This window comes from Vibrio kanaloae (assembly GCF_024347535.1).
Lineage (GTDB): Bacteria > Pseudomonadota > Gammaproteobacteria > Enterobacterales > Vibrionaceae > Vibrio > Vibrio kanaloae.
Map to the genome: position 1 here is coordinate 43,894 of NZ_AP025497.1, position 26,836 is coordinate 70,729.

The 26,836-nt window shown below is 45.9% G+C and carries 23 protein-coding genes and 1 rRNA gene; 13 read left to right on the forward strand and 11 right to left on the reverse strand.

The window, feature by feature from the left end; translation table 11 throughout:
• Positions 1-66: 66 nt before the first annotated feature.
• Together OCV24_RS00195 and tsrA are read left to right on the forward strand one after the other, a co-directional pair.
• A complete protein-coding gene (locus tag OCV24_RS00195; RefSeq protein ID WP_208806562.1) occupies positions 67-1,266 on the forward strand; it encodes a multidrug effflux MFS transporter in 1,200 nt (399 codons plus the stop codon).
• A gap of 102 nt (positions 1,267-1,368) precedes the next feature.
• A complete protein-coding gene (gene tsrA, locus OCV24_RS00200) occupies positions 1,369-1,650 on the forward strand; it encodes an H-NS-like global regulator TsrA (protein ID WP_017055283.1) in 282 nt (93 codons plus the stop codon).
• 89 nt (positions 1,651-1,739) lie between these two features.
• Here tsrA and OCV24_RS00205 read toward each other — a convergent pair whose 3' ends face one another.
• The 4 genes from OCV24_RS00205 to OCV24_RS00220 all read right to left on the reverse strand — a co-directional run bounded on the left by OCV24_RS00205 (position 1,740) and on the right by OCV24_RS00220 (position 4,149).
• Positions 1,740-2,198, reverse strand: a complete 459-nt coding sequence (locus OCV24_RS00205; protein WP_137033831.1) for a DoxX family protein — start codon at positions 2,196-2,198, stop codon at positions 1,740-1,742.
• A 1-nt stretch (position 2,199) separates the two neighbouring features.
• Positions 2,200-2,967 carry an HvfC/BufC N-terminal domain-containing protein gene (locus OCV24_RS00210; RefSeq protein WP_150879365.1) on the reverse strand — a complete coding sequence of 256 codons (768 nt, stop codon included), beginning with the start codon at positions 2,965-2,967 and terminating at the stop codon, positions 2,200-2,202.
• Positions 2,964-3,824, reverse strand: a complete 861-nt coding sequence (gene bufB / locus OCV24_RS00215; RefSeq protein WP_150879364.1) for an MNIO family bufferin maturase — start codon at positions 3,822-3,824, stop codon at positions 2,964-2,966. Before bufB ends, OCV24_RS00210 begins: the two co-directional genes overlap by 4 nt.
• Positions 3,825-3,888: 64 nt before the next feature.
• Positions 3,889-4,149 (reverse strand): BufA1 family periplasmic bufferin-type metallophore, encoded by a 261-nt coding sequence (locus OCV24_RS00220; protein WP_017055279.1) that lies wholly within the window; start codon positions 4,147-4,149, stop codon positions 3,889-3,891.
• 263 nt (positions 4,150-4,412) lie between these two features.
• Here OCV24_RS00220 and uvrD point away from each other — a divergent pair, with 263 nt between their 5' ends.
• Entirely contained in the window at positions 4,413-6,587 is a 2,175-nt protein-coding gene (gene uvrD, locus OCV24_RS00225; RefSeq protein ID WP_136980013.1) for a DNA helicase II, read from the forward strand.
• Between the two features lie 169 nt (positions 6,588-6,756).
• Here uvrD and tpx read toward each other — a convergent pair whose 3' ends face one another.
• The 5 genes from tpx to rarD form a co-directional block, all read right to left on the reverse strand.
• Complete coding sequence (tpx, locus tag OCV24_RS00230) at positions 6,757-7,254, reverse strand: thiol peroxidase (RefSeq protein WP_017055277.1); 498 nt, start codon at positions 7,252-7,254, stop codon at positions 6,757-6,759.
• An 805-nt stretch (positions 7,255-8,059) separates the two neighbouring features.
• Positions 8,060-9,817, reverse strand: a complete 1,758-nt coding sequence (gene ggt, locus OCV24_RS00235) for a gamma-glutamyltransferase (RefSeq protein ID WP_136980012.1) — start codon at positions 9,815-9,817, stop codon at positions 8,060-8,062.
• Between the two features lie 91 nt (positions 9,818-9,908).
• Positions 9,909-10,571: a LysE family translocator gene (locus OCV24_RS00240; RefSeq protein ID WP_046225129.1), complete on the reverse strand. Its 663-nt coding sequence runs from the start codon at positions 10,569-10,571 to the stop codon at positions 9,909-9,911.
• Positions 10,572-10,660: 89 nt separating this feature from the next.
• Entirely contained in the window at positions 10,661-11,455 is a 795-nt protein-coding gene (locus OCV24_RS00245; RefSeq protein WP_017055274.1) for a helix-turn-helix transcriptional regulator, read from the reverse strand.
• A gap of 86 nt (positions 11,456-11,541) precedes the next feature.
• Complete coding sequence (gene rarD, locus OCV24_RS00250; protein WP_150879363.1) at positions 11,542-12,450, reverse strand: EamA family transporter RarD; 909 nt, start codon at positions 12,448-12,450, stop codon at positions 11,542-11,544.
• A 179-nt stretch (positions 12,451-12,629) separates the two neighbouring features.
• Here rarD and recQ point away from each other — a divergent pair, with 179 nt between their 5' ends.
• From recQ to OCV24_RS00265, 3 genes are all read left to right on the forward strand, one after another.
• Positions 12,630-14,468: an ATP-dependent DNA helicase RecQ gene (gene recQ, locus OCV24_RS00255; protein WP_150879362.1), complete on the forward strand. Its 1,839-nt coding sequence runs from the start codon at positions 12,630-12,632 to the stop codon at positions 14,466-14,468.
• A 49-nt stretch (positions 14,469-14,517) separates the two neighbouring features.
• Complete coding sequence (locus OCV24_RS00260) at positions 14,518-14,829, forward strand: DUF3630 family protein (protein WP_046225127.1); 312 nt, start codon at positions 14,518-14,520, stop codon at positions 14,827-14,829.
• A 270-nt stretch (positions 14,830-15,099) separates the two neighbouring features.
• Positions 15,100-15,771, forward strand: a complete 672-nt coding sequence (locus tag OCV24_RS00265; RefSeq protein ID WP_046225126.1) for a 7-cyano-7-deazaguanine/7-aminomethyl-7-deazaguanine transporter — start codon at positions 15,100-15,102, stop codon at positions 15,769-15,771.
• 103 nt (positions 15,772-15,874) lie between these two features.
• On the opposite strand, the gene gppA is transcribed toward OCV24_RS00265, so the two are convergent.
• Together gppA and rhlB are read right to left on the reverse strand one after the other, a co-directional pair.
• Positions 15,875-17,368 (reverse strand): guanosine-5'-triphosphate,3'-diphosphate diphosphatase, encoded by a 1,494-nt coding sequence (gene gppA / locus OCV24_RS00270; protein WP_077681010.1) that lies wholly within the window; start codon positions 17,366-17,368, stop codon positions 15,875-15,877.
• 6 nt (positions 17,369-17,374) lie between these two features.
• The gene (gene rhlB / locus OCV24_RS00275) at positions 17,375-18,685 is read right to left on the reverse strand and encodes an ATP-dependent RNA helicase RhlB (RefSeq protein WP_017055268.1); all 1,311 of its coding nucleotides are present in this window, start codon (positions 18,683-18,685) and stop codon (positions 17,375-17,377) included.
• 111 nt (positions 18,686-18,796) lie between these two features.
• Between rhlB and trxA the strand changes: the two genes are divergently transcribed.
• The 7 genes from trxA (at position 18,797) to OCV24_RS00310 (ending at position 26,765) form a co-directional block, all read left to right on the forward strand.
• Positions 18,797-19,123: a thioredoxin TrxA gene (gene trxA, locus OCV24_RS00280; protein WP_010440700.1), complete on the forward strand. Its 327-nt coding sequence runs from the start codon at positions 18,797-18,799 to the stop codon at positions 19,121-19,123.
• A 202-nt stretch (positions 19,124-19,325) separates the two neighbouring features.
• Positions 19,326-20,585, forward strand: a complete 1,260-nt coding sequence (gene rho / locus OCV24_RS00285; protein ID WP_010440702.1) for a transcription termination factor Rho — start codon at positions 19,326-19,328, stop codon at positions 20,583-20,585.
• 110 nt (positions 20,586-20,695) lie between these two features.
• Positions 20,696-21,691, forward strand: coding sequence for a hypothetical protein (locus tag OCV24_RS00290; RefSeq protein ID WP_102507052.1), 996 nt, complete (start codon positions 20,696-20,698; stop codon positions 21,689-21,691).
• A gap of 98 nt (positions 21,692-21,789) precedes the next feature.
• Entirely contained in the window at positions 21,790-23,631 is a 1,842-nt protein-coding gene (ubiD, locus tag OCV24_RS00295; protein WP_102507053.1) for a 4-hydroxy-3-polyprenylbenzoate decarboxylase, read from the forward strand.
• A complete protein-coding gene (locus OCV24_RS00300) occupies positions 23,628-23,897 on the forward strand; it encodes a 2Fe-2S iron-sulfur cluster-binding protein (protein ID WP_008224727.1) in 270 nt (89 codons plus the stop codon). Before ubiD ends, OCV24_RS00300 begins: the two co-directional genes overlap by 4 nt.
• A 20-nt stretch (positions 23,898-23,917) precedes the next feature.
• Positions 23,918-24,631, forward strand: coding sequence for an NAD(P)H-flavin reductase (gene fre / locus OCV24_RS00305; protein WP_017055264.1), 714 nt, complete (start codon positions 23,918-23,920; stop codon positions 24,629-24,631).
• Between the two features lie 581 nt (positions 24,632-25,212).
• Positions 25,213-26,765, forward strand: a 16S ribosomal RNA gene (locus OCV24_RS00310).
• Positions 26,766-26,836 lie beyond the last annotated feature (71 nt).

The following is a 26,836-nucleotide window of genomic DNA, read 5'->3' on the forward strand; positions in this document are numbered from 1 at the left end:
ATGCCATTTTTGTTCATATCTTTAGTTGGTTATTATGCATCGAAATTAACTCATCCGGAGAATCTTGTGCCTTCTAACGCGCTTCCAAACCCTAGTAAACTGCAGGTTGCTTTATTGGCAATGTTGGTTCTATTTAGCCCTTTGGCTATTGATATCTATTTACCAGCTCTGCCACAAATTTCGACAGCGTTTCACGTGGAACATGCACTAGCACAAGATACGATAACTTGGTTTTTATTTGCCATGGGTGTCGGCCAACTGTTTGCTGGCCCTTTGGCTGATAAGTTAGGACGTCGAACCGTTGCATTGGGAGGTATTAGTATCTATGCATTGAGTGCTTGCTTGGCGTGGGCAGCTCAATCGATTGATATGATGCTAATAGCTCGGCTGCTGCAAGGCTTAGGAGCTTGTGCGACTTCTGTAGCAGCCTTTGCAACGGTTCGCGATCTATTTGGCCCTCAGAGGAGTGGTCGAATGATCAGTTACCTTAATGGTGCGATCTGCTTTATTCCTGCATTAGCTCCTATTCTTGGTGCTTGGTTGACTCAAGAGTTTGGTTGGCGCTCAAACTTCAGCTTTATGGCTGGCTTTGCCGTAGTCGTTGGCGGTGTTTTGTTTTTTCAGATGAAAGAGTCTAACCCCACCACAGAAAAGGTTGCGGTGTTCAAGCTTGAGCGTTACTGGTCGGTATTGAAAACACCATCATTTATCTTCCATGCGACATTGTGTTTGATGGCGATGGCAGTCATTCTTGCTTATGTTACTTCTGCACCGGTTGTGCTGATGGAAAACCTAGGTTTGACGATGAATGAGTTTACCTTGTGGTTTGGTGTTAACGCGGTTATTAATATTGCGGCAGCCTTTACCGCTCCTAAGTTCATGGATCGTTTTGGTACTTACAGGGCGCTTATTGGTGGTATCTCAATGCTTGGCTTAGCGGGTGTGATTATGCTGGTGCTTGCAAATCAAGCCACGGCTATCGCGTTCATGCTACCGATCTTCTTATCGTCGGTAGGCTTTGCTTGGATTCTTGGTGCAGCGGCAGGCAAAGCTCTAGAACCTTTTGGTGACCGTGCGGGTACAGCTGCTGCGTTACTTGGCTTATTCCAAATGAGTGGTTCAGGACTTCTTGTGGGGACCATGCAACGTCTTGATTTAACATCACAGGTGATGATTGCGCTGCAAATGTTCCTGATTGTTCCAGCTTTGTTAGTGCTTGCGAGCAAAGCGGGTAGGTCGTGGCATACGACGTTTGCCAAGGCATAATTTACAAGGGTGACAAAATATACAAATGGCGGTTTTCGAAACCCTAAAACATGGTATATTTGTCACTCATTGAAACGTTAGTACCCAACGGAAAATACTGTAATGTCATTAACAACCTACGAAATGGCGCGCATCTTAGAACAAATGGAAGATGCACCTGAAAAGGTTATGTTTGGTAAACTGCTTAAAGAGCTAGGTAACCAAAGTGAAGAGCGTATTCGCAGTGCGGCAAAACAAGTTCCAATCGATACTTTGCGAGATATCATTTACCAATTTCAGCGTGTGATAGAGTCTCGTAAAGGTGAGCAGGTTCAGCTATTAGCAAAAGAGCTAGCCGAGCAAGGTATCTCTGCCGAAGATCTACAAGCTTTTCTAAGCAAATAATTTATCCCAGTCAAAAAAGAAGCCACTCTATTGAGTGGCTTTTTGCGTTCTCGAAGCATAAGTAAGTTTAAGGGCTATGCAAAAGCACTCTAGCCCCTGAACTGAGATTTCAACGTTCTATCAAGCGAGAATGGCCCTGCGCCCCATACGATAACGATAAGAATCATTAATCCCCAAAGCTGGTGATCGTAGAAGCCTTGTGCCCACAACACAGGGTAAGATACAACAGCAATGATATTGAAAACGAATAGCACCGCAGACATCGGTCGTGTTAATAAACCGATCGCTAAGAACACCGGTAAAATCAATTCAGCGGCAGTACCAATGTAAGCGGCTAATTCCCAAGGCAGTAGCGGTATCTGGTACTCCAACTCAAATAAGTAAAGGGTGCTATCCCAAGTCGCTATCTTGGTCAGGCCAGAATTAAAGAATACCCACGCCACCCATAGGCGACAAAATAGCAGTAGCACCGGAACAAAGAGTGCCTGTGATTTCTCAATCAAACTGTCGTATTGAGCCATCATGTTCGTGACTGTGTTGTTATCCATATTATGTCTCCAATTCGGCATTGATTGAAAAGCCTGAGATGACGTTAAGCGTCATGACAGCATTCAGATGTTGTAGTAATGAAGGGTCTATCGCTGCGAGCATTTGGCCTGATTGAAATTCGCGAAGTAGCTGATGGCATTGTTCACTCAAGTGATGACTCTCAATCTGAGAATTCTCGGTTCGTATTAACACCCCAAACTCAGGTCGGTTGATGTCTAACCCATCGAGTTGTTGCTGATAGATAGCGTGTTCAAGCGCGATAATCGTATAGTTAGAATTAATGAGCGTTATTGAATCTTTGAGATGGAATACTAAAGCGCCTTGTTGCTCTGGTGGCACATCAGCTAAACCAGCAAGAGGACGTTGGTCGGCTTTTGATTCTGAAACGCATCTCACCAAGCTATCTTTTTTCCATTCATACAAAGCCACTTCACGGAGATAAGGGGCTGCCTCAATAACTGCAGGAAAGGCTTGTATGGTTTGTTCAAAGTGTTCACCGTAACCACTGACATCACCAGAGGTTGATGGATAACTTAAGACATGTTGACGAGCCATCTGTTGGAAGCACTCTTCACCAACCAGCATTTCAGTGAGAGGGTAGGTTGCAGCGAGTACTTCGCTCAAGCTAATCACAAAGTTATTGCGGTAAATCTGGATTCGCTGTTCATCGGTAAAATGGTCGCTCACTATGTCGCAATGCTCACCACTGTTTTGGTAGCGTAGGGCGTTAGCAAATTCCGATTGAACTTTTGCTAGGGAGTGGCTCATGATGCGCGACTCCTTTGAATGAACTTGTCGTGTTGATACAAGATGTCACTGGCTTTGGTTGCTTCAGCCAATAAAACTTGTGGTTCTGGGATATCTAGATCCCATTCAATCAAGGTGTGGCGCGAACCGTGTTGCTGTATCCATTGGGTGTACAGCTGCCACACTTCATCACAGACAGGTTTACTGTGGGTGTCTATCCAGATCTCACCTTGTTCGAGTTTCTTCTTCGTGAAACCTGCCAAGTGAATCTCTTCCACTTTGTCTGCCGGTATTCTACTTAGATACTCTTCACAGCTGAAGCCATGATTAAAAGATGAGACAAAAATATTATTGAAATCGAGCAGTAGGTGACACTCGGTGCGCTTCTGTACCTCGGCTAAAAATTCCCATTCTGGGATGGTTGAATGCTTGAAGGTAAGGTAGCTCGATGGGTTCTCAATCAACATCGGGCGTTGCAGGCTGTCTTGTATCTCGATGACATTGCGACAAAAGACCTCTAGCGCTTCTTCGGTATAAGGCAGCGGTAACAAGTCATTGAAGTAATGACCACCAGTCTGACTCCAGCTGAGATGATCGGAAACCAAGAAGGGTTCGATATCATCAATGAGCTCTTTCAATTGCACAAGATGATGTTGATTGATGCGCTCAACGGAACCGAGAGACAGTCCTACACCGTGACAACTGATGTTGTGGGTATTACGAATTTTTCTGAGTTGTTGGCGTTGCAGTGACTGAACTAAAAAGTAGTTTTCGCTGTGAACCTCTAACCAACTCACTAAAGCTGGATTTTGGCTAAAGAAGTCCAAGTGCGGTGTTCTAAGGCCAACCCCTGCGTTGGGGTGAAGAGTTTGAGTCACAACGGTTCTCCTAATGGAAAGTGGAGGTGAGCTGAATATCAGCCCACCATACTAAGCAGCTCAATTATGATGGTTGAGTACTACCACCCGATAATTTGCCACACAGTCCTTTAGGAACGACTACGAATGCATCGGATTGGTTGTCTTCTTTTGCTGTACCTGCACACGAACTTGTTTTGGTTGCACAATCATTTTGGCCAGCTTTTGCCACGCCGTAGCATTTTTCTTTTGCTGCTGCTTCCGCAGGTGCTGATGTAAGAACGGCACCGCCGAACGCGAGTACACTTGTGATGGCAGCTGTAACAGCAAGATTAGAACTTTTCATAGTCATTCCCTCTAAATTTAATATTATTTACGCATCGCAGGTTAATGAATTGTTAACGTGCTTACCTAAGAAGATAGGCATAACTTGGAAATAATTTCACTACATTGCAGAATTTATCGATGTTAGTTGTACGTCTACATTTAAGTTGTTGATTTTATTTTGTTAAATTTTGGATGTTTTTTCTTCTTATTCCCCTAAACGCAGCTTAGTGTTTAGGTTATAATCAACTTTTATGTATAAATACCCAGTAGTGAGCATATCCAATGATAGATCCTTCGCTTTTACTCGATGGCCTAAACGACAAACAACGTGAGGCGGTCGCAGCACCTTTAGAAAATCTACTTATTCTGGCAGGTGCTGGTAGTGGTAAAACGCGAGTGTTGGTGCATCGTATCGCTTGGCTGCAAAGCGTAGAGCAAGCTTCACCGTTTTCTATCATGTCAGTAACCTTCACCAACAAAGCGGCAGCAGAGATGCGTGGCCGTATTGAAGAGTTGATGATGGGTAGTTCGTCAGGCATGTGGAACGGCACCTTCCACGGTATTTGCCACCGCATCCTTCGTGCTCACTACTTAGATGCAAAGCTGCCAGAAGATTTCCAAATCATTGATTCTGATGATCAGGTTCGTTTGCTACGCCGCTTAATCAAAGCGCAAAACCTTGATGAAAAGCAGTGGCCTGCTAAGCAAGCTTCTTGGTGGATTAATGGCAAGAAAGACGAGGGATTACGCCCAAATCACATCGACGCCTACCATGATCCAATCACTCAAACGTGGTTAAAAATTTACTCTGCTTACCAAGAAGCATGTGATCGTGCTGGTCTGGTCGACTTTGCGGAAATCTTGTTGAGATCGCATGAACTATTACGCGATAAGAAGCACATCCGAGAGCACTATCAAGCTCGCTTCAAGCACATTCTTGTCGACGAATTTCAAGATACCAACAACATCCAGTACGCCTGGCTGCGCATGATGGCTGGCCCTGATTGTCGCGTGATGATCGTAGGCGATGATGACCAATCTATCTATGGCTGGCGTGGTGCGAAGATCGAAAATATTCAGAAGTTCTTGGATGAATTCCCAGGAGCTTCAACGGTTCGACTCGAACAAAACTACCGTTCAACCAAAACCATTCTGCAGGCGTCGAACGAGCTTATCTCGAACAACACCGAACGTATGGGTAAAGAGCTTTGGACGGATGGTAATGATGGTGAGCCTATCTCTGTGTACTCGGCTTACAACGAGCTAGATGAAGCGCGTTTCACGGTTAGCAAAATCAAAGAGTGGCAGGAGAAAGGCGGCGCGCTAGAAGATACCGCAATGCTTTATCGTAATAACGCACAATCGCGTGTTCTTGAAGAAGCTTTGATCCAAGGTGGTCTACCTTACCGAATCTACGGCGGCATGCGATTCTTCGAGCGTCAAGAAATCAGAGACGCCTTGAGCTACATGCGCTTAATGAGCAACCGCAGTAATGATGCGGCGTTTGAACGTGTGGTTAATACGCCAACGCGTGGCTTGGGCGATAAAACGTTAGAAACGATTCGTCTTGCTGCTCGTGATCGTGGTGCAACCATGTGGGAAGCGAGTGTTGCTTTGATAGAAGAGCAAGTGCTACCCGGTCGTGCTGCGGGTGCATTAAGTCGCTTTATTGAGCTGATTAATGCGCTTGAAGATGACACGCTAGAACTTAGCCTGCATGAACAAACCGACCACGTGATTAAATCGTCGGGCCTATTTGCGATGTACGAGCAAGAGAAGGGTGAGAAGTCTAAGGCTCGTATTGAGAACTTGGAAGAATTGGTAACGGCAACGCGCCAGTTTGAAAAGCCAGAAGAAGCGGATGAGATGAGTATGCTGACGGCGTTCTTAACTCATGCGGCTTTGGAAGCGGGTGAAGGTCAGGCTGATGAGTTTGATGATGCGGTTCAGCTCATGACTCTGCACAGTGCTAAAGGCCTAGAGTTCCCAATGGTATTCATGGTAGGTGTCGAAGAAGGCATGTTCCCAAGCCAGATGTCAGCGGAAGAAGCAGGGCGTTTGGAAGAAGAACGTCGCCTCTGCTATGTAGGCATGACCCGTGCGATGGAGAAGCTCTACATCACTTACGCTGAGATGCGTCGTTTGTACGGTCAGGATAAGTACCACAAACCATCTCGCTTTATTCGTGAGCTGCCTGAGACCTGTCTGGATGAAGTGCGTATGAAAGCGCAAGTGAGCCGTCCTGCAAGCAGCGGTCGCTTTAGCCAAACTGCCGTGAAAGAGAATTTCAACGAAACAGGCTTTAGCTTGGGCTCTCGCGTGAAGCACCCTAAGTTTGGTGAAGGTACCATCATTAACTTCGAGGGAAGTGGCTCGCAAAGCCGAGTTCAAGTCGCGTTTAATGGTGAAGGCATCAAGTGGTTGGTGACGGCTTACGCTCGTTTAGAGCAGCTTTAATCTGCTACTTCAGCATTTAGAAAGCAGTGTGGTCTTTAAAAACCGTTCAGCATTTAAAGTTACCCGCATTAAAAACAGAAAGAGCAGCCAATGGCTGCTCTTTTTATTGCTCGGAACTAGTCTAAATCGGCTGAATCGAGCTTAAGGCATTTCTGCCTAGAAAGGATGCTTACAGTGCTGCAAGTGCCGCTTCGTAGTTTGGTTCTTCAGTGATCTCGGCAACCAACTCGCTGTGTGTTACCACACCTTTTTCATCAACAACGACAACGGCACGTGTTGTTAGGCCTGATAGTGGGCCTTCAGCAATTGCTACGCCGTAGTCTGATGCGAACGCAGGCGAGCGGAAAGTCGAAGCGTGTTGAACGCCTTCAATGCCTTCTAGTTCGCAGAAGCGACCCGCAGCAAACGGTAGGTCAGCAGAAATACAAACCACAACCGTGTTCTCAAGCTCCGCTGCTTTTGCGTTGAACGTACGTACGCTCGTCGCACAAGTTGCTGTGTCGATGCTTGGGAAGATGTTTAGAACCACTTTCTTGCCTTCAAGAGAAGCAAGAGTCAGTTCAGAAAGATCGCCCGCAGTCAGTGCAAAGCTTGGTGCCTTTTCGCCTGTTTGTGGGAATGTGCCTGTTAGGGGAACAGCTGCACCTTTGAAGGTAACGTGTGACATAGATTGTCCTTAATTTAATTATGGTTATGAAACTAGTTGATGCTAGTGAGACTTACGTTACTCTGAAGTGGTTAAGAAGTGAATGCTTTAAATGTCAGAATTATAATTAAACGTATTTTTATGTTCGGTTGGCCGTTAGATTGAGTTGGCCAATTGAAAAGCAATAGACAGCGGTATAGATAAAGAAAAACCCCGAGAGCTTGCGCTCATCGGGGTCTATAGTCTTACTCGCAGCAATCCGGCTACTAAGTGTGCTCCATGCATCAAATCCATGATAGTGTGCTGTCATCCTTCAGCGTATTCCTTTCATCGCCTTCCTAGCGGTGTCCTTGATCTTATCCTGATCTGCCAACATTCCTCGTTAGCGCGCGTCACTTGTTCCTTGAGCGGTGTCCTTTACATCATCCTGATGTTCAGTCCTTTCCTCGTCCAGAGGTGTCCATTGTCTTCCTTAGTAGTAACCATCCTAGTTACTATTGCGTCCATTCAATGTCCATTTCGCTATCCATGCCGATTATTCATCCTGAGTAATCGAATCTTCATCCTGAAGATAACCAAGTCCGTGGTATTTCCTGTTCCGTGTCAGCATCCTTCCGACACCTTTAATATTACCCATTCCTTACCTATCGGCAATGGGGCTCCAGCTAATTTCTAGATAATTATTTGAATGATAAATATACATTATGTTTGTTTTCAACTGCTTGTGATTAACGTCTACCTATTTTCTCCATTAAATATCGATATATGCTCACTGTCTTGTAAGAGATCTCGCACAAGACAGTGGGTAAAAAGGGAGTGCTTTCCGTTATTTGCCGATAGCGGCACCTTCACGGCGAGGGTCTGCAGCACCTTCTAGGCCATCTTTTGTGATGCGAATGGCGTGTAAACCCGAGTTAAGATCGCGAATATTGACCTCAAATCCCATCTTTCCTAGCTCAGGTTTGAAGTTTTCCGCCGATGTTCCTTTTTCCAAATCTAGGGTGCCGAAACGGTTTAGGAAGTGCGGTTGGTTGATCGCTTGTTGAATATCCATGTCCCATTGGGTATGGGCAATGATGGCTTGTGCTACATAACCTATGATACGGCTACCACCCGGAGAACCAATCGCCATGTAAGGCTTATCGTCTTTCATGATGATGGTTGGAGCCATCGAAGAGCGCGGACGCTTACCCGGTTCAAGTCGGTTGGCGATGGGTTTGCCATCGTTATGGGTCTTGAATGAGAAATCCGTTAGTTCGTTGTTGAGCAGGAAGCCTCTCACCATCAAGCGTGAGCCGAATGCATTCTCAATGGTGGTGGTCATCGATACGACATTGCCATCTCTATCGACAATATTGAAGTGGCTAGTGGACGGTAATTCAATAGAAACATCTTGGCTTTGCAGCATTGCGTGATCCCACGGCGGGGTGCCTGATGGCGCACTGTCTAATGCCTTACCTGCAGTAATTAACTGGGCTCGTTCCTGTAAATAGTCAGTATTCACTAACCCTTGGGTTGGCATTGGCACGTAATCTTGGTCTGCCATGTACATGCCTCTGTCAGCAAAGGCTAGGCGAGAAGCGTCCGCTAACACTTGCCAAGATTTCGCGTCGTTTGGCCCCCATGATTTCATATCAAACTGCTCGGTCATTGCTAAGATCTGCCCAACGGTTAACGCACCAGAGCTTGGTGGCCCCATCCCACATACATCGTAACTCTCATAAGCGGAACAAACGGGTTCACGTTGCTTGATGGAATACGCATCGAAGTCTTTCTGTGCTAATACGCCGGGGTTACCTTTTGCTGTTTGTACTGTGTTGATAATGTCAGTAGAAATCTCACCTTGATAGAAAGCCTTAGCTCCATCCTTTGAGATAGCGTTTAACGTGGCGGCGTATTCTGGGTTCTTAAGTTGCGTGCCAGCGGCTTTTGGGCTGCCATCGGCATTAAAGAAGTAGGCTTTGGTAGTGGTAAAGCGGCTTAGACGCTGTTGGTCATTTTCGATCAAGGTGGCTAAACGTGGGCTGATGGTAAAACCTTTTTCAGCCAGTTGTGCGATAGGTTTGATCAGTGATGCCCACTCTAACTTGCCGTATTTCTGGTGAGTATCCCACAGTAATTGCACCGTGCCTGGCGTCGCTACGGAGCGACCGCCAACAACGGCATCATAAAACTTAAGCGGTTGGCCGTTTTCGTCTTGGAATAGACGTGGTGTGGCATCAAGAGGTGCAGTTTCGCGGCCATCGTAGGTTTTGAGTTGCTTGTCCTTGCTATCAAAATAAACAAGGAATGCACCACCGCCAATACCTGATGACTGCGGTTCTACTAAGCCAAGCATCAGTTGCACGGCAACCATGGCATCAATGGAGTTACCACCACGAGCAAGTACATCGGCACCCGCTTGGGTCGCCAGTGGGTTGGCCGCAGTGACCATCCAATCGTTGGCTTTAACGAGCTGTTTGGTTTCTAAACCACTACTTTGTTCTGGAGCGACGGAATCGGCAGCTTGATTTGCCCAACTGACGTGAGAGGCAAAAAGTAGGGTAGAAGTGGCGAGGGTTGTTAGTTTTGTTTTCCACTGCATGATCTTCTCCTTTTAATATGCAGAGCTAGATTGGCAGTGGAAAGATAAGATAGCCAGTGCGTTGTTAACGAATTGTAATATTGATTCGAATTTAAGCGATCAAACCAGACAGCGACTGCCAAAGAATACTCAGGCCAATGATGCTAAATACCACACCACATAACCCGTCGATGTACACAGTTGCTTCGCTGAGCTTCTTTTGCAGCACTTTAGTAGAAAGCATCCACGCCAATAGTGAAAACCAAAATAGCGATAGGCCAAATAGGATCACGAGCGCGATTCCTTTGCCAGACTGCGACATATCCGCAGGGACTAAGCTCGACATCAAGCTGATGAAGAACACTAAGGCTTTTGGGTTAAGGATATTAGTAGCAAAGCCCTTCGAGAAGGCTTCTCTTTTATTTGCGATAACCAGATCTTTGGTTTTTGTCTCTACCGCTTGGTCGTCACTCTGCTGAACGATGTTCCAAGTGGCTCTAAGGGCACCAAAACCTAAGTAAAGTAAGTAACTACCACCTGCCAACTGGATTATGGCAAACAGAGTCGGTTGCTGGTGGACGAGGTAGCTAATTCCCGTCAGGCTAAATAATGAATGCAGTAGGATCCCGCAAGATAGTCCAAGCGCAATGTACAAACCGGTTTGGCGTCCATGACGTGTCGCGTTTTGCACAACTAAAGCCAGATCAGGGCCGGGGCTCATCAAAGCAATAAAGTGGATAGAGGCTAGGGTGACTAAGATGGTGACTTCGTTCATATCGGGTCCAATAACTCGGTTGTTCTGTTGGGTTTCGTTGAGATCAGCTTACCGCTATTTTCGATCACTCAATTGTAAATTATCAACGCTTAGTTAATTTTCGAGGGAGAAACGCCGAATGCTGTCTTAAATGCCTTTGAGAAATGGGCTTGATCGTAAAATCCAACTTGATGAGCCACCTCGGTGCCGCTAACACCAGACTTAATCAGTCGCATGCCTTGTTCCATTCGTAAACGACTTAGCCACGCGTAGGGAGTTATGCCCATCTTATTTTTAAAATGACGCTGGAATTGAGTGGTGGTTAAGTCGCACAGGTCAGACAGTTGTTCTAATCGAACGGGCTGGTCAAGATTTGCCATTAAATATTCTTTCAAGGTATGGATAGATTGGATGCCTAATTGAACTTGGCTTTTTGATCCAAATTTCACATAGCGATCAACAATGGTTGAGAAACCTTCATAAGGGAGGCAGTCTTGAGCGAGCTGGCTGATGTTTTGATTGATTAGCAGAGCATGTAAGTTACACAATTGTAAAAAAGTCGCCTGATCGGAGAGGATCAATTCAGAAAAGCTTAAAGTGTGACCATGTTCCCTCTGATCGGCAAGATCGCTTAGCCATTGTGGGGAGACAGAAAAAACACTGACTTGATAACCAGATTCTAACTCGGAATGGCCGTCATGTAGCTCATCTGGTGGCATCATCACCACTTGCCCAGCGCCTGCGTGGTAGCTGGTGCCCTTGTAGACAAACTTTTGTTGACCTTGGGTGATTAAGCCGATGTGAAAGTCCAAATGATAGTGACGCTGAAAGGCAAACTCTTGGTATTGAGCTCGGATCAGGCTGATATCTTGGCTGGGTGTTGAGTAATAGTGGACTTTATCCATGGTACAAAAAAGCTTGGTCAAATTGTCATCAATTCAACCAAGCTTATCTTTGTAATGAGCCATTGTCTTGTAAAAAACGATCAGTACTACTGTTTCACGAGTTTATTCTGCTTGTTGTTACGCAGTCCATCAAAGCTGAAAATGACGAGAGCTCCCCAAATAAAGGCAAAGGTAATCGCTTTGTCACTAGTAAACGCTTCTCCATAAATCAGTACCGCTAACAAGAACATCAAGCTTGGGCCAATGTATTGGAAGAAGCCGAGTGTCGACAGTTTCAACCGTGTTGCAGCGCCGGTAAAGCACAGTAATGGAATTGTCGTAATCACGCCTGCAGCAACCAGTAACAGGTTGAGCTTTATAGGGTTTGCTGAGAGGTCTGAAGTTGGACTATCGACAATAAACAATAAGTAAGTCGCTGCGAGAGGTAGCATGACCAAGGTTTCGATGAACAAGCCGGTTTGCGCTTCTAAGCTGACTTTTTTACGTAGCAATCCATAAAACCCAAAACTGAATGCCAGCGCTATCGCTACGATTGGTACAGATCCAAACGCAATCAATTGGACTAATACGCCAATTGCAGCCAGTGCAACCGCAAACCATTGTAGTTTACGTAAGCGTTCGCCAAGGAAGATCATCCCGAGTAACACGTTAATCAGCGGATTGATGTAATACCCCAAGCTGGCATCGAGCATGTGATTGGAGTTAATCGCCCAGATAAAGATCAGCCAATTTGCGCCCACCAAGGTAGAAGTCACTACCAAATAGAGCATTTTTGGTTTTGAGGTCAAGGTGTCACGCACCTTACGCCAACTGCGGCTAATGTGTAATAGGAAAGCGAGTAGGAAAAAAGACCATACTACACGGTGGCTAAGGATCTCCAGTGGGGATACGTCACTTAACGATTTGAAATATATAGGGGCGATACCCCACATAGTGTAAGCGCCAATGGCAAGCAACACTCCTTGTCGAGTGCGTTGTTGTTCTTCTGATGTCATACAACTTTCTCTAGCACTGGGTGCTTATTAATAAGATTTATAAGAGAGTTGGCTAGTATAGGAGCGTTAACATTTTTCACCTAGCAATTTGCGGTTTAATTCACCAGCGTTCCCCTCTACAATGTGCGCCTTGCTTGCTAACGATGCTCGCTGATTTCATACCTCGATTAGGAACCATAATGACCGCCACTCTGATTGCTGAGCAAATACCGACTCCCGCGAATGATGCGCAAAACATCTTACAAGATGTGTTTGGCTATCAAAGCTTTCGCGATGGTCAGCAAGAGGTCATCGATCTGGCCGTTGAAGGCCAAGACAGCCTGGTGATTATGCCTACTGGTGGCGGTAAGTCCCTGTGTTATCAGATTCCTGCTTTGGTTCGTCAAGGGCTCACTCTGGTTATCTCACCACTGATCTCGCTGATGAAAGACCAAGTTGACCAATTGAAGGCCAATGGTGTCGCGGCAGAGTGCATTAACTCTTCAATGCCACGTGACCAACTATTGAGCGTGTTCAACCGCATGAACTCAGGCCAATTGAAGATGGTTTACGCTTCGCCAGAACGTGTGTTGATGCGAGACTTCATCGAGCGCCTACAAGGTTTATCGCTTTCGATGATTGCGGTGGATGAGGCGCACTGCATTTCTCAATGGGGACATGACTTCCGCCCGGAATACGCTTCATTAGGCCAACTGAAACAATATTTCCCGCACGTGCCTTATATGGCGCTGACGGCAACCGCTGATGACGCAACGCGCAAAGATATTATTTCGCGTTTGCAGCTGGTGGAGCCACACACTTATTTAGGCAGCTTCGATCGTCCTAACATCCGTTATAACTTAGTTGAGAAGCATAAACCCGTGTCTCAAGTGGTTCGCTACCTAGAAACACAGAAAGGCAATTGCGGCATCATCTATTGTGGTAGTCGTAAGAAAGTGGAGATGGTGACTGAGAAGCTGTGCAATAACGGTCTTCGTGCTGCGGGTTATCACGCTGGCATGGACACCGACGAGCGTGCTTACGTTCAAGAAGCCTTCCAACGTGATGATATTCAGATCGTTGTCGCGACTGTGGCCTTTGGTATGGGGATCAACAAACCCAACGTACGTTTTGTGGTCCACTTTGATATTCCTCGCAATATCGAATCTTATTACCAAGAGACTGGCCGTGCTGGTCGTGATGGTTTGCCTGCTGAAGCAATGATGCTGTTTGATCCTGCTGATATGGGTTGGCTACGTCGTATGCTTGATGAAAAAGAAGAAGGCCCGCAAAAACAGGTTGAGATGCACAAACTGAACGCAATGAGTGCCTTTGCCGAAGCGCAAACCTGTCGTCGTCAGGTTTTGTTGAACTACTTTGGCGAATATCGAGAGAAGCAATGCGGCAACTGCGATATCTGCCTCGACCCGCCAAAACACTTTGATGCAACCCAAGAAGCGCAGAAGGCGTTGTCTTGTGTGTATCGTGTCAATCAGTCGTTTGGTATGGGTTATGTGGTGGAAGTGATGCGCGGCATGCAGAATATCCGTGTCCGCGATAACGGTCACGATAAGCTGTCTACTTACGGTATTGGCCGCGATCACAGCCACGACTACTGGATCAGTATCTTCCGTCAGTTAATTCACAAAGGTTTGCTGTTCCAGAACATCACTCGTAACTCGACTTTACAGCTAACGGAAGAGGCGCGTCCGTTACTGCGCGGTGAGATGTCTTTAGAGCTTGCTGTTCCTCGTTTAGATACAGCGGTGCGCAGTGCTAAGTCCGATAAGCTAAGTAGCAAGAACTACGATAAGAAGTTGTTTGCCAAACTGCGTAAGCTGCGTAAGTCAATTGCTGATGAAGATGGCTTACCACCTTATGTGGTATTCAGTGATGCGACCCTGATTGATATGGCCGAAGTACTGCCGACCTCATACGGTGAGATGCTGGCAGTAAACGGTGTTGGTCAACGCAAACTCGATAAGTACGCAGACCCATTCTTAGATTTGATTCAAGAACACATCACGACACACGGCTAGTTTGCAAGAAACGTCTAACTAATAGAAAAAGAAAAAGGTTAATAGGGACATGACAACACCAACAGAATTTGGCTTAAGAGAGTATTTGGCTGAGGAAGGGCGCTTATTAATTACGTCTCCAAGTTTTGATTTTGATTCTTATGAAGTGCTAGGTGAAAAGCTGGTGGCGTTGCTGTCAGCGTCAGTTGTTGAAAAGCAATGGGACGCCGATATGCACTCTTGGTTGATTGACTTTGAAGATTGTCGAATGTTTTTAAAGTCTGAGCATTACAGCGAATCAATTTGGTTTGAGTCGTTAAACTCAGAAGAAAGCCGAGAAGAGTTTGATTATCTCGCGACGCTTTTCAAGCGCGGTTTCTAACTTTTAGCGTGGGTTCTCAACGTAGCTTTTAAACCTGGCTTTTAAAACTTAGCTTCTAACGCCATTCACCAATAAAAGTGAGGATAAACGTTTGCGTCTGTTCTCACCGTTGCAGCCAATATTGATTAATGTATAATCGCCCGCCGCTCAATAGAGCAAATTATAGAAACATTTTTAATTCATATTATTGGTAAGAGCTTTCTTAGTTTATTCGAAGAAATGACTCGATTTGGGTTCCCTCACCCCCAAACCAAACTAAAAAGGTACAGCATGAGTAACTTTACCCCTGCGCAACAGCGCAAAGCCCTAGCACTATTAGTTTTGTTCCATTTGGTGATTATTGCGTCAAGCAACTATCTGGTTCAGCTCCCTTTTACCGTCTTCGGTATGCACACCACTTGGGGCGCTTTCACTTTCCCGTTTATCTTCCTAGCGACCGATCTGACTGTACGCATTTTTGGCGCGCAGCTTGCTCGTAAAATCATTTTCTTAGTGATGTTGCCTGCATTGGCCGTTTCTTATTTCTTGTCTGTGGTGTTCTTTGAAGGTTCATTCCAAGGCTTTAGTCAACTGGGTGAGTTCAACTTGTTTGTTGCACGTATCGCTGTAGCGAGCTTTATGGCTTACCTGCTTGGCCAGATCTTAGATGTGCATGTTTTCAACCGCTTACGCCAAATGAAGCAATGGTGGGTTGCGCCAACGTGTTCAACGCTATTCGGCAATGCCATTGATACCATCGCGTTCTTTGCGATTGCTTTCTACCAAAGCCCTGATCCATTTATGGCAGAGCACTGGACTGAAATTGCGTTGGTCGACTACGGGTTCAAACTTATTATCAGCCTAGGCTTGTTTGTTCCAATGTACGGTGTGCTTCTAAACTACATTGTTAGGAAGTTAACCGCCGTAAATCCTGATTTTAAAGCGACGGGTATTAGTGCATAAGCTTTCGGCTGGTGATGCATTGCGTTGTTAATACAGTGATAAGAAAAAGCCCAAGTTTGAAGTGAACTTGGGCTTTTTAAATTTTTGGCATCAGATAAGAATATCAGGTGCTTTCAATCGTCAGTGGCCAGCCAATGTCTGTTTGCCTATTAGACTCGCTCTCTAGCTCTGCCGCAGTCAATGGATTGTCTACGAGCCATTGCTTGGACAGATTAAGTGTTAGCTTGTCATCTTCTGCCGTTAATTTTACTTGAGCCACAAGGTCAGGATTACGGCGATGGGTTAGTAAAATGGCTAAACGTAGAATGCGTAAAATACGTTTGCTGCTAGTGCCTGACACTGCATGTTGCTCTGGTAACGAAGTCAACTGTTCACGATAGCGGCGTGTTAACTCACCGAGGTAGTGTTTTTGCGCTCGTGTAAAACCAGGTAAATCCAAGTTTTGTAGTAAGTATGCACTGTGCTCGCCGCCCTTTTTGAAATCGATGGTTAAACCAATTTCATGCAGTTTGGCTGCGGTTTGTAGTAGGACGCTTGCTTGAGGTTCTGGAACCCATGTTTCAGCACCTGCTTGTTCAAACAAAGATTGTGCTAGTGAGGCGACTTGCTCACCGTAGGTCACATCCATTTGGTAGCGAGACTGAATACTCGTAACTGTGCGAGCTCGAATGTCTTTTTGGCGTAATTCGTCAACCATCTCGTAGGCTAAGCCTTCACGGAGCGCACCGCCCGCGAGAGTCATTGATTCAATCTCAAGCAGCTCAAAGATAGCAATTAGAATAGATAGGCCGCTTGGAAACACTAAAGCGCGCTCAAGAGTTAACCCTTCTATTTCTAGCTCTTCTAAACGCTCAGTAATCATGGCTTGTTTCTGTAGGCGCTTAAGTTTGGCATGAGTAATCACTTCATCCATGCCTTGCGCTAACATGATTTCTTGTAGTGCTTGAACGGTACCACTGGCGCCCACGCACACATCCCATCCGATATCCATATAGCTATCTAGGATAGGCCTCAACGTAGACTTAGCTGCTTCAATAGCATTATTGAAGTTAGTTGCAGTAAGTTGACGATCTTTAAAGTGTCGCTCAAGCCAGGTAACACAACCCATTTTGAGGCTCGTTAAGGCTTTAGATGAGAAACCTTCACCAATGATCATCTCGGTACTCGCACCACCAATATCAACCACTAAGCGGCGGCCGCTGCCTCCAGAAGTATGTGCGACGCCTTTATAGATGGTCGCAGCTTCTTCTTCACCGGAGATAACATTGATGTCGTAGCCAAGTATCTGGTTGGCTTTTTCTAGAAAGGTATCCACATTGGTTGCAGTACGTAAGGTCGCGGTACCGACAATGCGGATATTTTCTTGAGGAATGTCTTGCAGTCGCTCTGCAAAGAGACTCAAACAGCCCCAGCCTCGCTGCATCGCTTCTAAACTAAGCGCATTATTTTCATCTAAGCCTGCAGCTAAGCGAACTTTACGCTTAATCTTAGCCATGGTTTGAACGCTGCCATCAATATGACGCACAACGAGCATATGAAAACTGTTCGACCCGAGGTCGATTGCAGCGTAAAGCGGGGGTGACACTGTTTGACTCATAAGCGACTAAGCTTCCTTGTTATTACGCGGTTGGCGTGGGCGACGGTTCTGGTTTGGTTTACGGTTACCGTTGCGTGGGCCGTTATTGTTTGAGCGGCGTTGTTGCGGGTTACGTGTACGTAAACGCAATGGTGCTGGTAGATCTTCAAGTAGTGCAGAAGCATCGTAGTCAGACATTGGGATAGCGTGTTCAATGTATTCTTCGATTGGCGGCAAGTTGATTGCGTAATCTTCACAAGCAAAGCTGATTGAGTGACCGCTTTCACCAGCACGACCTGTACGACCAATACGGTGAACGTAATCTTCACAATCGTCAGGTAGATCGAAGTTGAATACGTGAGTCACTTGAGGAATGTGTAGGCCACGTGCTGCAACATCCGTTGCTACAAGCAAGTCAACATCGCCTTTAGTAAATTGCTCAAGAATCTTTTCGCGCTTCTTCTGAGGAACATCACCCGTTAGCAAACCAACACGGTGACCATCGGCAGCCAAGTGGCCCCAAACTGATTCACATTTGTGTTTAGTGTTAGCGAAGATGATTGCGCGATCTGGCCACTCTTCTTCGATTAACGTTTGTAGAAGCGCCATTTTGTGTTCGTTAGAAGGGTAGAAAAGCTCTTCTTGAATACGGTGACCAGTCTTACGCTCAGGCTCAACAACGACATGCTCTGGGTTGTGCATGTGTTCGAAGGCAAGTTCCTGTACGCGGTAAGACAGCGTCGCAGAGAACAGCATGTTCAGGCGATCTTTTGGCTCAGGCATACGGCGAAACAAGAAGCGAATGTCTTTAATAAAGCCCAAATCGAACATGCGATCCGCTTCGTCAAGAACAACGGCTTGAATGTGGTTAAGGTTAAATACCTTTTGCTTGTAGAAGTCGATGATACGGCCAGTAGTACCAATTAAGATATCTGCGCCTTCTTCGATTTTACCTAGCTGTTTGTCGTAGCTTTCGCCACCGTAAGCCAGTGCGGCCTTGATACCCGTGCTTGCCACTAGAGAGTCAGCATCATTGTAGATCTGAATCGCGAGTTCACGCGTAGGAGCCATAATAATCGCACGCGGCTGGTTAGGCTTACGCCCTTCATGCTCAGGTGTTTTTAGTAGGTGGTTAAAAGTAGCAGTAAGAAACGCAAGCGTTTTACCAGTGCCCGTTTGGGCCTGGCCTGCAATGTCTTGGCCGGTGAGCAGTACCGGGAGCGCCAAGGCTTGGATAGGAGTACAGTAATCGAACCCTTTTTTTTCCAATCCTTCAATGACTTGCGGAAGTAAATCCAAGTCGGCGAACTTTTGCTCTGTGATATGCGTCTTTTTCATTGCTATAGAATATCAGCTTAAGCTTGCAATACGAAAGTAAATACATTCCAATAGGGCATCTATTTACTGGTTATCATCCAACCAGTTCTAAAAAATACATTGGAGTGGAAGATGAGTGATAAGATTTTGCAGCTAACTGATGACGGTTTTGATAACGATGTGATCAACGCTGCAGGCCCGGTTCTTGTTGATTTTTGGGCTGAATGGTGTGGTCCTTGTAAGATGATTGCGCCGATTCTTGATGAAATCGCAGACGAGTACGAAGGCAAGCTCACTATCGGTAAATTAAATATCGACCAAAACGCAGGTACTCCACCAAAATTTGGTATTCGCGGTATTCCAACGCTACTTCTTTTCAAAGATGGTGGCGTAGCAGCAACTAAAGTTGGTGCACTGTCTAAAACTCAACTTAAAGAGTTCCTAGACGCTAACCTATAATTAGGTGAGCATTTGAAAAGAAACCGCGCAGTTAACAAATGCGCGGTTTTGTTTTTTCTAAGCTATGGACTAGTCTTAGTTTTAGTGCTAATTTATCGCACGTTAATTGAACGAATTTCTCTTCTTGGTCGATCCTGCGTGACCAAATCCTTCTTAACTTAAGAAAACAGATCCTATTTTGACTAAACAAACTTCCACCACTATGAATCTTACTGAACTGAAGAACAGACCTGTGTCTGAACTTGTTAAACTTAGCGAAAGTCTAGGTCTTGAAAATCAAGCTCGCTTAAGAAAACAAGACATTATCTTCTCCATCCTTAAAGCGCACGCAAAAAGTGGTGAAGACATCTTTGGTGATGGTGTTCTAGAAATTCTTCAAGACGGCTTTGGTTTCCTGCGTAGCGGCGATAGCTCATACCTTGCTGGGCCAGATGATATTTATGTATCACCAAGCCAGATTCGTCGTTTTAACCTTCGCACTGGTGACTCGATTGGCGGCAAAATCCGTCCACCTAAAGATGGCGAGCGTTACTTTGCACTACTTAAAGTAAACACGGTTAACTACGACAAGCCAGACAACGCACGTAACAAAATCCTTTTTGAAAACCTTACTCCTCTTCATGCCAACGAACGTATGGTGATGGAAGCAGGTAATGGCGCGACTGAAGATATCACAGCCCGAATCCTTGACCTTGCTTCGCCAATTGGTAAAGGCCAGCGTGGTCTGATTGTTGCTCCGCCTAAAGCGGGTAAAACAATGCTGCTGCAAAATATTGCTCAAAGCATTGCTCGTAACCATCCTGAGTGTGAACTCATGGTTCTACTTATCGATGAGCGTCCAGAAGAAGTAACAGAAATGCAGCGCCTAGTTAAAGGCGAAGTAATCGCATCGACGTTTGATGAACCAGCATCTCGCCACGTACAAGTAGCAGAAATGGTAATCGAGAAGGCGAAGCGTCTTGTTGAACACAAGAAAGACGTAGTTATTCTTCTGGATTCTATTACTCGTCTAGCTCGTGCTTACAACACTGTGATTCCTTCATCAGGTAAAGTGCTTACTGGTGGTGTTGATGCAAATGCTCTACATCGTCCAAAGCGTTTCTTCGGTGCGGCACGTAATGTCGAAGAAGGCGGTAGCTTAACGATCATCGCAACCGCACTGGTTGATACTGGTTCTAAGATGGATGAAGTTATCTACGAAGAATTCAAAGGTACAGGTAACATGGAACTGCACCTTAACCGTAAGATTGCTGAAAAGCGTGTATTCCCAGCTATTGACTTCAACCGCTCTGGTACTCGTCGTGAAGAGCTTCTTACGAAGAACGATGAACTACAGAAGATGTGGATCCTGCGTAAGATTGTTCACCCAATGGGTGAAATCGACGCAATGGAATTCCTTATCGACAAGCTAGCAATGACTAAAACGAATGATGAGTTCTTTGACGCAATGCGTCGTCAGTAGTTTTGACTGGTTTATAGTTATTAAAAAGCGCTGCCTTCGGGTGGCGCTTTTTATTTGCATTTTGTAGCGACAGCTTGCAGAATGACCAAAAGTGTTACAAGGAAGTTAAAATGCAACATGGACTGTTGTCATCATTACTCCTGTCTACTTCACTGTTATTTTCCCCGGTTGGTATGAGCTATGCCACCGAGATGTCTCCAACGACAGTAGAGTCTTGGCTTGAGAATGATCAAGTAAAACTGAAAACTGCTGAATTATTAGAATTTGTCGCACGTGATGAAGTCAATTCGCTGCGCTTCGCACTTGAGCGTCTGACATTTCCCCAGCAAGAGGTAGCTCGTTACCAACTCTTGAAGAAGCTCGAAAAGCAAAAAATCGTACTCACGCCTAAGATGTCTATCTTCATTGAGCAGCAACTTGCTATTACGCCAACTTATCAAGTATTAGAGCGTGGAGATGGCTATGAGTTTACAGTACCTGCCTTTAATTACCCTTCAATTGCCAATCGCCTTATCAAACAATGGCGTCAAGATCAGAAGACACTGGTGTTTGTACTAGATGCAGAGAAGCAGGAACTCGACCTGAAAGAGTGGTTATCTGGCCCTGAACACCAAGTCCAAACTCGAGAAGCGCTGTTAATCAGAGAGCTAGACAGTTTGTCGCCTGAAGCGGTTGATTTTCTGACTAAGCAACTGACCACGTCGTCGATTGTGAGCTGGTTACCTTCTACTGAGGTGGTGGTTCGATTAGCGCAAGTGAGCGAAGACCCAGAAGTCTATAAGATCCTATGGCGCATGAAGGCTGATTATCATAGCCAAGCTGAATTGATTCGTCTCGCTGAAACCAAGCAAGCATTTGCGCTTAAGCAGGTGATGGCTGCTACTAAGAATCCACGTTTGAAAGATGAAGCGATTACTTTGCTTACCAAGGTTAATCCGCTATCAGAAGAGGTGAAGGAGTTTCTTGTCTCTAGGATGGCGATTGCCGATGAAGCGCCATTAGTCGCCCGTGAATTAGCCAAACAAGGTCATACGCGATGGTTGCAAGATCTTGTGAATGATAACCCTCAGGTGAAGAGCTCTTTGATCGAGCAAGCATTACCGTAAAGTGGATTTTGCCTCTCAATAACCACACTAAAAAGGGGGACCTCAGCGTCACCCTTTTTGATATACTGAGCGCAGAATAATCAGCATGTAGAAGTCCTATGAGTTTTAAAGATTTACGTGATTTTATCGACCATCTTGAAAGTATTGGTCAGTTGAAACGCATTTCTCACCCAGTCGATCCAGACTACGAAATGACCGAGATTAGCGACCGTACTCTACGTGCTGGTGGCCCGGCTCTTTTGTTTGAAAATCCAGTAGGCTATGACATGCCTGTTTTGACCAACCTATTTGGTACACCCAACCGTGTTGCTATTGGTATGGGTCGTCAAGAAGTCAAAGAACTGCGTGAAGTAGGTAAGTTGCTTGCTTACCTAAAAGAGCCTGAGCCACCAAAAGGTTTTAAAGACGCTATTGATAAACTGCCCGTGTTTAAGCAAGTCTTAAACATGCCAGCTAAACGCCTTCGCAAAGCGGCTTGCCAACAAGTGGTATGGCAAGGCGACGACGTCGACCTAGATAAAATTCCCGTGATGAGCTGTTGGGCTGACGATGTCGCACCATTGCTAACATGGGGTTTAACGGTTACTCGTGGTCCAAACAAGAAACGCCAAAACTTAGGTATCTATCGTCAACAGAAGATCGGCAAGAATAAAATCATCATGCGTTGGCTAGCTCACCGTGGTGGAGCGCTGGATCTGCGTGATTGGATGGAAACCAACCCAGGGAAACCATTCCCAGTATCGGTAGCATTTGGTGCTGACCCTGCCACCATTCTTGGTGCGGTTACGCCAGTGCCGGATACTTTATCTGAGTACGCGTTTGCAGGCTTACTACGTGGTAGTAAAACTGAGGTCGTTAAATCAATCAGCAACGATTTAGAAGTTCCTGCAAGTGCAGAAATCGTGATGGAAGGTTACATCGACCCGAATGAATTTGCGGATGAAGGGCCTTACGGAGATCATACTGGTTACTACAACGAGAAAGAAAAGCACCATGTGTTTACTATTACTCATGTAACCATGCGCGAGAACCCTATCTATCACAGCACCTATACTGGCCGTCCACCTGATGAGCCTGCGGTATTGGGTGTTGCGCTCAATGAAGTGTTTGTGCCTATTCTTCAAAAGCAGTTCCCAGAGATTGAAGATTTCTATCTACCGCCTGAAGGTTGTTCGTACCGAATGGCAGTAGTGACCATGAAGAAGCAATACCCAGGTCACGCTAAGCGAGTGATGATGGGTGTATGGTCTTTCTTACGCCAATTCATGTACACCAAATTTGTATTGGTGTGTGATGAAGATGTGAATGCACGTGATTGGTCTCAAGTAACCGCAGCGATGTGCGAACATATGGATCCGTCACGCGATAGCCTGATGATAGAGAACACGCCGATCGATTCATTGGATTTTGCCTCACCCGTGGTTGGGTTGGGTTCTAAGATGGGTCTAGATATCACTAAGAAGTGGGACGCAGAGTTAGCGTTATCGCCAGATGTCCAAACAGCACCTGTAAATAGTGAACATATAGAGGGTAGCCTGGCTGAGTTAACCAAGGTTCATCCTGAAATTATTGATATTCACCTGCAAAACGACAATGCCAGCATGGTTGTGGTGTCTATTGATAAGCAAGCTGCCGGTAATGGTAAGAAAATCATGGAAGCGGTTTGGTCTCAATTTGATGAGAACAAGTTTGTTATCGTGTGTGACGGTGATGTCAACGTGAGTGATTGGAATGACATCATTTGGGCTGTAACGACCAGAATGGATCCGGCGAGAGATACGTTATTCCTGCAGAACGAAACTGGACACTCAAAAATGGGTCTCGATGCGACCAATAAGTGGGAAGGTGAATGCCTACGTGAGTGGGGTGTACCAATCACAAAAGATCCTGATGTCGTGAAAAAGGTTGATAGCATCTGGGAACAGCTAGGAATTTCATGAGCTACCAAGTAGTCTTATACCCAGAAAACATCAGTTTCACAGTAGAAAAAGGGCAAACGGTCTTGGATGCTGCGCTCAACAGCGATATCTATTTCCCAAACCGTTGCCAAGTTGGCGCATGCGCAATGTGTATGTGCAAAAAATTAGAAGGGCAAGTGAGTTACCACCTTGAACCCATGCTCACAGAGAAAGAGCAGCAACAAGGCTGGATTTTTGCTTGCCAAGCATTTGCAGAAAGTAATTTAGTTCTAACCTTTGCCGATTAAGGGTTAGTAAGAGGAAGAACATGACTATTAAATGTAAAGTGAAGTCTATCGAGCCTTTGGCTTGTAATACTTACCAAATCCTACTTCACCCAGAAACACCGGTCGCTTTTAAAGCGGGCCAGTACCTGATGGTTGAAATGGGTGAAAAAGATAAGCGCCCATTCTCCATCGCAAGTAGCCCTTGCCGCCACGAAGGTGAGCTTGAGCTACACATTGGTGCTGCCGAGCATAATGCTTACGCACTAGAAGTGGTTGAAGCGATGAAGAAGGCTCAAGCTGAAGATGGCGATATTGCTATTGATGCGCCACACGGAGATGCTTGGATCAAAGAAGAAAGTGATCGCCCTCTATTACTTATTGCTGGTGGCACGGGTTTCAGCTACGTGCGCTCTATTCTTGATCACTGCATCGCGCAAAATAGCTCGAAAGAGATTTATCTATACTGGGGCGCAAAAGATGAGTGCCAGCTGTATGCTAAAGAAGAGCTGGTTGGCATTGCAGAAAAGCATAGCAACGTGCATTTTGTACCGGTAGTAGAAGAAGCACCTGAAGTATGGCACGGCCAAACTGGTAATGTACTTGAAGCAATTACGCAAAGTTTCGAATCACTGGCTGATTTCGATATCTATATTGCAGGTCGTTTTGAAATGGCAGGCGCTGCAAGAGACTTATTTACTCAAAATAAAGAAGCAAAACGTGACCATATGTACGCAGATGCTTACGCCTTTATCTAATAATACTCTTAGATTTTGAGCAAAAAGAGAGCAGAAATGCTCTCTTTTTTACGTTCAGGTGAACTATTAGGCAGTTAACCCCTATTTATTCATTTTTTATGAAAAAGTAATTGCTAAGCTGAGAGGGTTCCCTATAATGCGACACCACTGAGACGGCAGACGCCACAAGGCTTCAGCAAGAATCAGTAAGACGGAAAGCTACAAAAAATTAATTTTCAAAAAGTGTTTGACACTGAATGTTAATTCGCTAGAATGGCCGTCCACTTCGAGAGGCACCTTACTTAAAAGGAGCGCTTGAGAAGTAAAGCTCTTTAACAATTTAAACCTATCAATCTGTGTGGGCACTCGTTGACGAATATCAAAGCGTTATTACTTAGGTAATGACAGTTACTTCGGTAACAAATTGATTTCAATGAACTGAGTGACCAATACGTTTAACTACTTGTAGTTATTCGGCACAGTCAATTCATTACCATTCTGTTGGAATGGTAATAGCTTTAGAATTACATGTTCATCAATCTTTTTCGAAAGAGCAATGAATATTAGTTTTGAAGTCAGTATTCGTTGAGTCACAAAATCTTAAATTGAAGAGTTTGATCATGGCTCAGATTGAACGCTGGCGGCAGGCCTAACACATGCAAGTCGAGCGGAAACGACACTAACAATCCTTCGGGTGCGTTAATGGGCGTCGAGCGGCGGACGGGTGAGTAATGCCTAGGAAATTGCCTTGATGTGGGGGATAACCATTGGAAACGATGGCTAATACCGCATAATGCCTACGGGCCAAAGAGGGGGACCTTCGGGCCTCTCGCGTCAAGATATGCCTAGGTGGGATTAGCTAGTTGGTGAGGTAATGGCTCACCAAGGCGACGATCCCTAGCTGGTCTGAGAGGATGATCAGCCACACTGGAACTGAGACACGGTCCAGACTCCTACGGGAGGCAGCAGTGGGGAATATTGCACAATGGGCGCAAGCCTGATGCAGCCATGCCGCGTGTATGAAGAAGGCCTTCGGGTTGTAAAGTACTTTCAGTTGTGAGGAAGGGGGTGTTGTTAATAGCAACATCTCTTGACGTTAGCAACAGAAGAAGCACCGGCTAACTCCGTGCCAGCAGCCGCGGTAATACGGAGGGTGCGAGCGTTAATCGGAATTACTGGGCGTAAAGCGCATGCAGGTGGTTCATTAAGTCAGATGTGAAAGCCCGGGGCTCAACCTCGGAACTGCATTTGAAACTGGTGAACTAGAGTACTGTAGAGGGGGGTAGAATTTCAGGTGTAGCGGTGAAATGCGTAGAGATCTGAAGGAATACCAGTGGCGAAGGCGGCCCCCTGGACAGATACTGACACTCAGATGCGAAAGCGTGGGGAGCAAACAGGATTAGATACCCTGGTAGTCCACGCCGTAAACGATGTCTACTTGGAGGTTGTGGCCTTGAGCCGTGGCTTTCGGAGCTAACGCGTTAAGTAGACCGCCTGGGGAGTACGGTCGCAAGATTAAAACTCAAATGAATTGACGGGGGCCCGCACAAGCGGTGGAGCATGTGGTTTAATTCGATGCAACGCGAAGAACCTTACCTACTCTTGACATCCAGAGAATCCAGCGGAGACGCAGGAGTGCCTTCGGGAGCTCTGAGACAGGTGCTGCATGGCTGTCGTCAGCTCGTGTTGTGAAATGTTGGGTTAAGTCCCGCAACGAGCGCAACCCTTATCCTTGTTTGCCAGCGAGTCATGTCGGGAACTCCAGGGAGACTGCCGGTGATAAACCGGAGGAAGGTGGGGACGACGTCAAGTCATCATGGCCCTTACGAGTAGGGCTACACACGTGCTACAATGGCGCATACAGAGGGCAGCGAGCCAGCGATGGTAAGCGAATCCCAAAAAGTGCGTCGTAGTCCGGATTGGAGTCTGCAACTCGACTCCATGAAGTCGGAATCGCTAGTAATCGTGAATCAGAATGTCACGGTGAATACGTTCCCGGGCCTTGTACACACCGCCCGTCACACCATGGGAGTGGGCTGCAAAAGAAGTAGGTAGTCTAACCTTCGGGAGGACGCTTACCACTTTGTGGTTCATGACTGGGGTGAAGTCGTAACAAGGTAGCCCTAGGGGAACCTGGGGCTGGATCACCTCCTTATACGAAGATATTGACGATGAGTGTCCACACAGATTGATGGTTTAGATTTAGTTAAAGCCAGAGCTTTAATT

What these genes read in the sequence shown, in the direction of transcription:
- recQ (WP_150879362.1), top strand. Translation starts at nt 12,630, where the DNA reads ATGACCGCCACTCTGATTGCTGAGCAAATACCGACTCCCGCGAATGAT.
- OCV24_RS00300 (WP_008224727.1), top strand. Translation starts at nt 23,628, where the DNA reads ATGAGCTACCAAGTAGTCTTATACCCAGAAAACATCAGTTTCACAGTA.
- OCV24_RS00210 (WP_150879365.1), bottom strand. Translation starts at nt 2,967, where the DNA reads ATGAGCCACTCCCTAGCAAAAGTTCAATCGGAATTTGCTAACGCCCTA.
- rho (WP_010440702.1), top strand. Translation starts at nt 19,326, where the DNA reads ATGAATCTTACTGAACTGAAGAACAGACCTGTGTCTGAACTTGTTAAA.
- ubiD (WP_102507053.1), top strand. Translation starts at nt 21,790, where the DNA reads ATGAGTTTTAAAGATTTACGTGATTTTATCGACCATCTTGAAAGTATT.
- OCV24_RS00245 (WP_017055274.1), bottom strand. Translation starts at nt 11,455, where the DNA reads ATGGATAAAGTCCACTATTACTCAACACCCAGCCAAGATATCAGCCTG.
- ggt (WP_136980012.1), bottom strand. Translation starts at nt 9,817, where the DNA reads ATGCAGTGGAAAACAAAACTAACAACCCTCGCCACTTCTACCCTACTT.
- OCV24_RS00240 (WP_046225129.1), bottom strand. Translation starts at nt 10,571, where the DNA reads ATGAACGAAGTCACCATCTTAGTCACCCTAGCCTCTATCCACTTTATT.
- trxA (WP_010440700.1), top strand. Translation starts at nt 18,797, where the DNA reads ATGAGTGATAAGATTTTGCAGCTAACTGATGACGGTTTTGATAACGAT.
- OCV24_RS00265 (WP_046225126.1), top strand. Translation starts at nt 15,100, where the DNA reads ATGAGTAACTTTACCCCTGCGCAACAGCGCAAAGCCCTAGCACTATTA.
- OCV24_RS00205 (WP_137033831.1), bottom strand. Translation starts at nt 2,198, where the DNA reads ATGGATAACAACACAGTCACGAACATGATGGCTCAATACGACAGTTTG.
- OCV24_RS00290 (WP_102507052.1), top strand. Translation starts at nt 20,696, where the DNA reads ATGCAACATGGACTGTTGTCATCATTACTCCTGTCTACTTCACTGTTA.
- gppA (WP_077681010.1), bottom strand. Translation starts at nt 17,368, where the DNA reads ATGAGTCAAACAGTGTCACCCCCGCTTTACGCTGCAATCGACCTCGGG.
- tsrA (WP_017055283.1), top strand. Translation starts at nt 1,369, where the DNA reads ATGTCATTAACAACCTACGAAATGGCGCGCATCTTAGAACAAATGGAA.
- OCV24_RS00220 (WP_017055279.1), bottom strand. Translation starts at nt 4,149, where the DNA reads ATGAAAAGTTCTAATCTTGCTGTTACAGCTGCCATCACAAGTGTACTC.
- fre (WP_017055264.1), top strand. Translation starts at nt 23,918, where the DNA reads ATGACTATTAAATGTAAAGTGAAGTCTATCGAGCCTTTGGCTTGTAAT.
- tpx (WP_017055277.1), bottom strand. Translation starts at nt 7,254, where the DNA reads ATGTCACACGTTACCTTCAAAGGTGCAGCTGTTCCCCTAACAGGCACA.
- uvrD (WP_136980013.1), top strand. Translation starts at nt 4,413, where the DNA reads ATGATAGATCCTTCGCTTTTACTCGATGGCCTAAACGACAAACAACGT.
- rhlB (WP_017055268.1), bottom strand. Translation starts at nt 18,685, where the DNA reads ATGAAAAAGACGCATATCACAGAGCAAAAGTTCGCCGACTTGGATTTA.
- rarD (WP_150879363.1), bottom strand. Translation starts at nt 12,450, where the DNA reads ATGACATCAGAAGAACAACAACGCACTCGACAAGGAGTGTTGCTTGCC.
- OCV24_RS00260 (WP_046225127.1), top strand. Translation starts at nt 14,518, where the DNA reads ATGACAACACCAACAGAATTTGGCTTAAGAGAGTATTTGGCTGAGGAA.